The sequence below is a fragment of the Methanobrevibacter sp. genome (genome assembly GCF_015062985.1).
GTDB lineage: Archaea > Methanobacteriota > Methanobacteria > Methanobacteriales > Methanobacteriaceae > Methanocatella.
The window spans coordinates 102673-109270 of the sequence record NZ_SUTI01000006.1; the positions used below are offsets into that span (position 1 = coordinate 102673).

Here is a 6598-nt window from a genome sequence, read left to right on the forward strand (position 1 = left end):
AAATCACTTATAAACCCTTGAAGAAACTCCTTTTCGAGTAAATCTGATTTTCAAAATGTTATCATTGCGAGCGATAGCATTTGCAACCTCATCAACTTTGCCCGGACAAAGTGCAATTATGCTTCCGCCTCCACCGGCACCGGTAGTCTTGGAACCTATTGCTCCAGCTTCCCTTGCATTATATACCATACGGGACAATTCTAAAGTATTCACCCCTAAAACATCCAAAAATCCGTGATTGATGTTCATCAATTCACCAACCTTCTTGAAATCATTTTTAAGAATAGCTTGTTTTGCATAATTGGTCAGATTTCCCATTGCAGTGATTACAGGATTTATGATTTTAGGATTTCTGTTCTTTAGATTCCTGACATCCTTGACCATCTTTCCTGTGTTTCCATGTTTTGTGGTGTATCCTACAACGAAAGGAACATTGAAGTTGACCTTAAAATGCTCAACCTTCTTATTTCTAGACAAATAAACAAGCCCTCCATATGTGGAAACCAAAGTGTCCAAAGGACTGGCTACCCCCTGAACAGCCTGTTCGACCATATGGGCATCATGGGCTAAAGATTTCTTATTAAAACGAACATTATGATATCTGTATAATGCAGCCAGTGTTGCTACGGTAACTGCTGCTGATGATCCTAATCCAGAACCAATAGGAACATTTGATGACAATGTTATCTCTATTGGGCTGTGGTCATGAGCTCTATAAAGAGATTCTAAAATATATCTAATAATACCTGGTTTTCCTTTTGTTAAAATGTACCTTTTCTCTCGTGAAATCAATTCCGCTTCGAAACCTATATCCGGCGCTTTAAAAATAGACTTTTCTGAATTTGATTCTCTAATTGTTATATAAGCTCTTTTATTTACGGCTCCTGCAATAGCTGGTTCATCATAAACAACTGAATGTTCACCGAATAATATTGTTTTTGCCGGAGCAGACGCTTTAGCTATCATAAAAACACCTTATCTAAAAACACCTGAAGCATAACCTACAACTGAAGTGAAATCACCTGTCACATCCCCGCTTGTCTGATAAGCAAGAATTTCTGATTCGTTTTTATTCGCCATCTTGGAAATGGAGATTGTTGTCATTACAGGGCCATACCCGCACATGGTAATGTTATACTGAACAACCTCTTCAAAGAGCTTGAATTCATTCATCTCTTCAATATCCTCCAAAACGAATGAATCAACTTTATTTGCTTTTTCCTGATTGTTGAAATGGGACAAATCGGTACTTGCAATGACCGCATAGGATTTTCCTAATTTTTTGCCCGCTTCAAGAATAGACCTTGACAAATCAGATGAAGTGACAAAGTTTTGGGTTCCCATTGTAATCGGAACAATCTTAAAATCAGAAGAGAAATACTGTAAAAACGGCAGCTGGACTTCAATGCTGTGTTCACGTATGTGTGCAGAAAAGTCTGCGGATGCAATGTCTGATTGAGAGATGATTTCCTCTGCAAACTGACTGTCAACCTCGACACTGCCTAAAGGAGTAATCCATTCCCCTTCATTGAAGACAGAAACTTCAGTACCGAAACCTGTATGATTTGGACTTATAATAATAAAAACTTCAGGAAAACCATTTTGAACTAATTTGCAATAGCCGTGAGAAGCTACTGCACCTGAATATTGATAACCTGCATGAGGGACCATAACATTGATAGGATAATCTGTTCCTTCAAAATTATTTAATTCAGGTATGAAACCAACACCTGAATCATCTAAAAAGCAACTTTCAATGAGTTGCTTTAGATTATCAGCATCTCTTGGATAAAATGCTCCGGCCACAGCAGGTTGTCTTATCATTTAACTCATTTAAAATTTAAGTTCAAAGTCGGTTGAATCAATATCTAAGTCACCGTCTTCAGGAATGTCTCCTCTTTCCCTTAAAATTTGTCTTGCGAGTAACCAGTAAACTAAAGCGATAGCTTTTCTACCTTTGTTGTTTACAGGTACTGCAATGTCAACAAAACTGAGTAAGTTTTCAGTATCACATAATGCAATAACTGGAATACCGTTTTGTTTTGATTCGAGAATTGCTTGTGAGTCTGATCTTGGGTCAGTTACAACAATGATTTTTGGTTCAATGAATTTAGCGTAATTTGGGTTTGTTAAAGTACCTGGGATGAATCTTCCAGGAATGGTTTTTGCGCCAGTGATTTCACCGAATTTTTTAACAGGAGCTTGACCGTATTGTCTGGTAGCAACTACTAAAATGTCATCAGGGTCATATTTTGCTAAAAGTTTTGCGATTTGTCTGATTCTTTCATCAGTTTTTTGAATATCCAATACATATAAACCGTCAGATCTTACTCTGAAAATGTATTTTTCCATGTCACTGGTTTTTTGTTGAGTTCCGATATGTAAACCTGCTGCTAAATAATTATCTAAATCTATTAAAAGTTCATCATTTGCCATTTTTTCACCTATTTAATCTTCATCTTCTATTTTAACACATTCATTAGGACATACGTCCATACATACTTCACAATAACTGCATTCTGAAGGGTCAGTAATTACAATTTTGTCTCCTTCAAGAACCAATACTTCCATTGGGCAAACGTCAGCGCATTCTGCGCAGTCTGCACCATCACATTTATCATAATCAATAGTTACTTTAGCCATTTTACTCTCCCCAAAACTTTTTAAAATGTACCCATTTTTGGATTTGGGAGTTCCTCTTCAATGCGGATAAGCTCATTCAATTTAGCTATTCTTTCTCCACCGATTGCACCTGTCTTTATCATAGGTGATGAAAAACCTACCGCCAAATGAGCAATAGTCTCATCGGTAGTTTCACCGGATCTATGGGATACTACAGGTACGATGTTATTTTCCTTAGCTAATTTTACTGTTGCATAAGTTTCAGATAAAGAACCAATCTGGTTAGGTTTTATAATGATTGCATTTGCCGCATTCATTTCTATACCCTTAGCCAAAAGTTCCTTATTTGTTACAAACAAATCATCTCCACATATGAGACATTCATTTCCAACTTTTGCAGTTAATTGAGCAAAGCCATCAAAGTCATTCTCATCAAATGGGTCTTCTACATAAAACATATTATAAGTATCAATAATATCTTTTACGAATTCAATTTGATCTCCGGTATCTCTTTTAATACCGTCTTGAGCATAAACGTATTTTTGCGCATCTGCATTCCACAGTTCGGATGCAGCCATATCCAAAGAAGGTCTTATTTCAAAACCTAACTCATCGCCCACTTCTTCACAAGCCTGTGCCTGGATTTCCAAAGCGGCATCATTAGTAATGTTAGGCACCCAACCTCCTTCATCACCTTTGCCTCCGGTGAAGTTTGAATCCTTTTTCTGGATTAATTCCTTCAATTTCTTGTGAACAGAAGCGTTTGCAAAAATTGCGTCCATTACAGTTGGGGCTCCAATCGGAACAACCAAAAATTCCTGAATATCAGGTGCGTTAACGCCTGCATGTGCTCCTCCGTTCATCATGTTTCCAAGAGGGAAAGGCAATTCATTTACTAGATTTCCACCAATGTATTTATATAATGGCATATTGTAAGATGCAGCTGCAGCTTTCGCTACTGCCATTGAAATAGCTACAGTAGTATTTCCTCCAATAGCAGATAAATTGTCGGTTCCATCAACTTCCCTTAACACTTCATCGATGGTAGCCAAATCTTCAGCATCCATACCGATGAGTTCGGAAGCTATCAGATCTTCCATTTCACTTACAACTTCATCAATCCCACCTTTAGGGTATGATACCACTTCTCTTGAACCGGTACTTGCCCCGCTAGGTGCAGCAGCTCTACCTGAACTATTCCAAGTGATCACATCAACTTCAATAGTTGGGTTTCCTCTGCTGTCCAAAATCTTTCGAACTTGGACGTCTTCTATTATACTAACCAAAAAAAACACCTCAGTGCCATTTAATTTATTACCATATAACCTATACTCCTTAAAAAAATCAGTAAGTTTCTTTATAGAGTTATGTTGGTATTTTTTATTTTTTTTAAATAAATATTAGGAATAAATAGAAAAAACTATTTATTCATCTCTAATAACATCTAATGGTAAAACTCCAGCTTTGAGTTCCTCATAAGCTATATCAATTGGATCTAAGGAGTCTTTAATTTCAACTAAAGGTTTAGCTCCCATAGATATTTGAATTGCTCTAGCTCCAAGAAGTCTAGCTCTTTCAAACCTTGTTAATTTTTTTTCAACATCCATGAATATTACTTCCATTTTTAGGCATATATTTTACCAAGATTATATTTTAATTAAAAAATATCCCTACGACTGAAAAATCTATTCCCATGTCTCGACATGAGAAATTAACATTCTTCTACAACAGTATCTAGTTAACCCTAAGTCATCCAATACGTCTTTTGACTTTTCACCAGCTTCGATTCTTTTGACATATTCATCGAAAAGTGCTGATACGGGTTTTCCACAACTTAAGCATCTAATAGGAATCATTTAAATCATCTTTTTAAAATATTAAAGTACAGATTGAATTATCTGTAACTTTTTTGTTTACGAGCTCTTGCACCAGGACCACCGTATTTTTTAGGTTCGGAACGTCTTGGGTCACCTACTAACATGGTTCTGTCATATTGTATGAATTTTTCTTTTAAATCCATATCTTGTGACCATTGGACAAGTCCTTTTGCAATTACCATACGTGCAGCTTCTGCTTGACCCATTACTCCTCCGCCGATAACTTTAATGTTGATATCTACTTCATTTGCTAAGTCACCAGCTAAGGTTAATGGTTCTTGTAACTTTAAGTTAGCAAGTTCTGGAGAGTAAAGTTCTAAAGGAATTCTGTTGATTCTAACTTTACCGGTTCCTTCGCGAACAGTACCTCTTGCGATAGCTGTTTTACGTTTTCCACTAGTATGAATAACTTTAACCATAATCACACATCCATATATCTAAAAGGTAGCTCCTAAAAGTTTGGAAATTTCTCCTAACTCAATACCTTTTTTAATGTTTTTGTATTCTGCTTCTGGAACTGAAGTGAGTTCTGCATCTGCATATTCTGCTGGCACTCCAACAAATGCTTTTAAGCCTTTGAATGCAGTTTTACCTTTTGATTTTCTGTAAGGTAACATTCCTCTAACAGTTCTTCTAAATATATCATCCGGTCTTCTAGGATATTTAGGACCTAAGTCACGAGGGTTGGAAATACTTGCCCTGTCAACTCTTTGTTTGTATTTAGCGTAAGCCCAATCCTTGTTTCCGGTTAACATAATTTTTTCAGCATTAAGAATTACAACTTCTTCGCCTTCTAAAAGATTTTTACTAGTAATACTAGCTAATCTTCCTAAAACGCATCCTTCTCCATCAATAATCATAATAACACCCTACTTATTCCATGATTTTAATGTTTGATCCTTTAGGATTTGATTCGATTATCTCGTCAATTGAGATGCATTCTCCACCAGCACTTTCAATTTTTTCTTGTGCTTTAGCTGAGAATTTTAATGCTACGACATCTACTTTTTCTTCTAAATTACCATTTGATAAAACTTTACCTGGTACTAAAATAGTTTCTCCAGCTTCAGCGTATCTTGCAATATCTGACAAGTTAACTTCAGCGGTTCTTCTATTAGACCTTTCAAGTCTTTGAGCAACATCTTTCCAAATAGCTGCATCTTCACTTCTTGATTTGTCATAAAGTTTATTAATAAGTTCAATAAGGTTAGGATTAGTTTTTATAATCTTTTTAGCCATTATTTACTTCCTCCTTCTTCACTAAATCTGATAAACTTATCTGCTTTTTCACCTAATACTTCACAAGCTTTTAATAAAACTTCTTTAGGAGGCATTGATCCATCAGTTTCAATTCTAAATATGAAATCATTTTCACGATACCCTACATTAATATATCCATTGGTTGAAGCTCTAACACAACTTTTACACATGGCACAGTCTTCAATATCCAAAATCTTAATCTTTTTAGATCTTCTGTCAGATTTTAAAATACCTCTAGGACATGCTTGAGCACAATCATAATCAATTTCAACATCCTCATTGAAAGTGATTTCAGGATATTGCTTGTATGCACAGACTGTTGTCGGCATCCATTTAGCATGTTCTTTACCGTAACCTACTTTTGCAACAGCTTCAATATTAAGTACTTCGTCCTCTTTAAGTTTAACTAAAGGAATGGTATCGTATACTGGTTTAATTTTTGAGTCTGAAGATATTAAATCCTTAGAATAAACTACTTTAGGTCCCACTTCATTTAAACTGAACATAATTCCATTGGAATACTCTCCCCAGTCATCATCTTCAGGTAAAGATAAACCTTCAAGAGCATCAAGGTCAGAAACTAAAGGAGTTAAACCAAGTCTGTGAGCAAGCACCTCATTAAACATTGCAGAATCATTTCTGATAATGTTTACATCTTCAATAGCTATCTTAGGTACATTTACCATAGCACATCTTCTAATTGCATTAATAAAAGGTACTTCTGCATCGCGAACAATGAATACGATTTCATCATCGCTTTGGCTTTTTAATTCTATCTCCATATTAAACCCTTCCGCTTAAACTCTTCTTCCTCTTTTACCACCAGGTCTTCCAGTACC

The 6598-nt window shown here is 35.9% G+C and carries 11 protein-coding genes; all 11 read right to left on the minus strand.

Annotated elements, in window-relative coordinates; translation table 11 throughout:
• Positions 1-3: 3 nt before the first annotated feature.
• Positions 4-966 (minus strand): mevalonate kinase, encoded by a 963-nt coding sequence (gene mvk, locus E7Z77_RS04315; RefSeq protein WP_292750650.1) that lies wholly within the window; start codon positions 964-966, stop codon positions 4-6.
• Between the two features lie 9 nt (positions 967-975).
• Entirely contained in the window at positions 976-1824 is an 849-nt protein-coding gene (locus E7Z77_RS04320; protein ID WP_292750652.1) for an MEMO1 family protein, read from the minus strand.
• Positions 1825-1833: 9 nt separating this feature from the next.
• The gene (rpsB, locus tag E7Z77_RS04325; protein WP_292750654.1) at positions 1834-2436 is read right to left on the minus strand and encodes a 30S ribosomal protein S2; all 603 of its coding nucleotides are present in this window, start codon (positions 2434-2436) and stop codon (positions 1834-1836) included.
• Positions 2437-2448: 12 nt separating this feature from the next.
• The gene (locus E7Z77_RS04330; RefSeq protein ID WP_067043591.1) at positions 2449-2643 is read right to left on the minus strand and encodes a 4Fe-4S binding protein; all 195 of its coding nucleotides are present in this window, start codon (positions 2641-2643) and stop codon (positions 2449-2451) included.
• Positions 2644-2663: 20 nt separating this feature from the next.
• Positions 2664-3908: a phosphopyruvate hydratase gene (eno, locus tag E7Z77_RS04335; RefSeq protein WP_292750658.1), complete on the minus strand. Its 1245-nt coding sequence runs from the start codon at positions 3906-3908 to the stop codon at positions 2664-2666.
• Between the two features lie 138 nt (positions 3909-4046).
• A complete protein-coding gene (locus tag E7Z77_RS04340; RefSeq protein WP_292750659.1) occupies positions 4047-4244 on the minus strand; it encodes a DNA-directed RNA polymerase subunit K in 198 nt (65 codons plus the stop codon).
• Positions 4245-4307: 63 nt separating this feature from the next.
• The gene (locus E7Z77_RS04345; protein ID WP_292750661.1) at positions 4308-4478 is read right to left on the minus strand and encodes a DNA-directed RNA polymerase subunit N; all 171 of its coding nucleotides are present in this window, start codon (positions 4476-4478) and stop codon (positions 4308-4310) included.
• A 38-nt stretch (positions 4479-4516) separates the two neighbouring features.
• Positions 4517-4918 carry a 30S ribosomal protein S9 gene (locus tag E7Z77_RS04350; protein WP_292750663.1) on the minus strand — a complete coding sequence of 134 codons (402 nt, stop codon included), beginning with the start codon at positions 4916-4918 and terminating at the stop codon, positions 4517-4519.
• Positions 4919-4936: 18 nt separating this feature from the next.
• Positions 4937-5359 carry a 50S ribosomal protein L13 gene (locus E7Z77_RS04355; protein ID WP_292750665.1) on the minus strand — a complete coding sequence of 141 codons (423 nt, stop codon included), beginning with the start codon at positions 5357-5359 and terminating at the stop codon, positions 4937-4939.
• A gap of 13 nt (positions 5360-5372) precedes the next feature.
• Positions 5373-5738 (minus strand): 50S ribosomal protein L18e, encoded by a 366-nt coding sequence (locus E7Z77_RS04360; RefSeq protein ID WP_292750667.1) that lies wholly within the window; start codon positions 5736-5738, stop codon positions 5373-5375.
• The gene (locus tag E7Z77_RS04365) at positions 5738-6541 is read right to left on the minus strand and encodes a DNA-directed RNA polymerase subunit D (RefSeq protein ID WP_292750669.1); all 804 of its coding nucleotides are present in this window, start codon (positions 6539-6541) and stop codon (positions 5738-5740) included. The genes E7Z77_RS04360 and E7Z77_RS04365 overlap by 1 nt, the downstream gene beginning before the upstream one ends.
• Between the last annotated feature and the right edge of the window lie 57 nt (positions 6542-6598).

What these genes read in the sequence shown, in the direction of transcription:
- E7Z77_RS04360 (WP_292750667.1), bottom strand. Translation starts at nt 5,738, where the DNA reads ATGGCTAAAAAGATTATAAAAACTAATCCTAACCTTATTGAACTTATT.
- rpsB (WP_292750654.1), bottom strand. Translation starts at nt 2,436, where the DNA reads ATGGCAAATGATGAACTTTTAATAGATTTAGATAATTATTTAGCAGCA.
- E7Z77_RS04320 (WP_292750652.1), bottom strand. Translation starts at nt 1,824, where the DNA reads ATGATAAGACAACCTGCTGTGGCCGGAGCATTTTATCCAAGAGATGCT.
- E7Z77_RS04330 (WP_067043591.1), bottom strand. Translation starts at nt 2,643, where the DNA reads ATGGCTAAAGTAACTATTGATTATGATAAATGTGATGGTGCAGACTGC.
- E7Z77_RS04345 (WP_292750661.1), bottom strand. Translation starts at nt 4,478, where the DNA reads ATGATTCCTATTAGATGCTTAAGTTGTGGAAAACCCGTATCAGCACTT.
- E7Z77_RS04350 (WP_292750663.1), bottom strand. Translation starts at nt 4,918, where the DNA reads ATGGTTAAAGTTATTCATACTAGTGGAAAACGTAAAACAGCTATCGCA.
- E7Z77_RS04340 (WP_292750659.1), bottom strand. Translation starts at nt 4,244, where the DNA reads ATGGAAGTAATATTCATGGATGTTGAAAAAAAATTAACAAGGTTTGAA.
- mvk (WP_292750650.1), bottom strand. Translation starts at nt 966, where the DNA reads ATGATAGCTAAAGCGTCTGCTCCGGCAAAAACAATATTATTCGGTGAA.
- E7Z77_RS04365 (WP_292750669.1), bottom strand. Translation starts at nt 6,541, where the DNA reads ATGGAGATAGAATTAAAAAGCCAAAGCGATGATGAAATCGTATTCATT.
- E7Z77_RS04355 (WP_292750665.1), bottom strand. Translation starts at nt 5,359, where the DNA reads ATGATTATTGATGGAGAAGGATGCGTTTTAGGAAGATTAGCTAGTATT.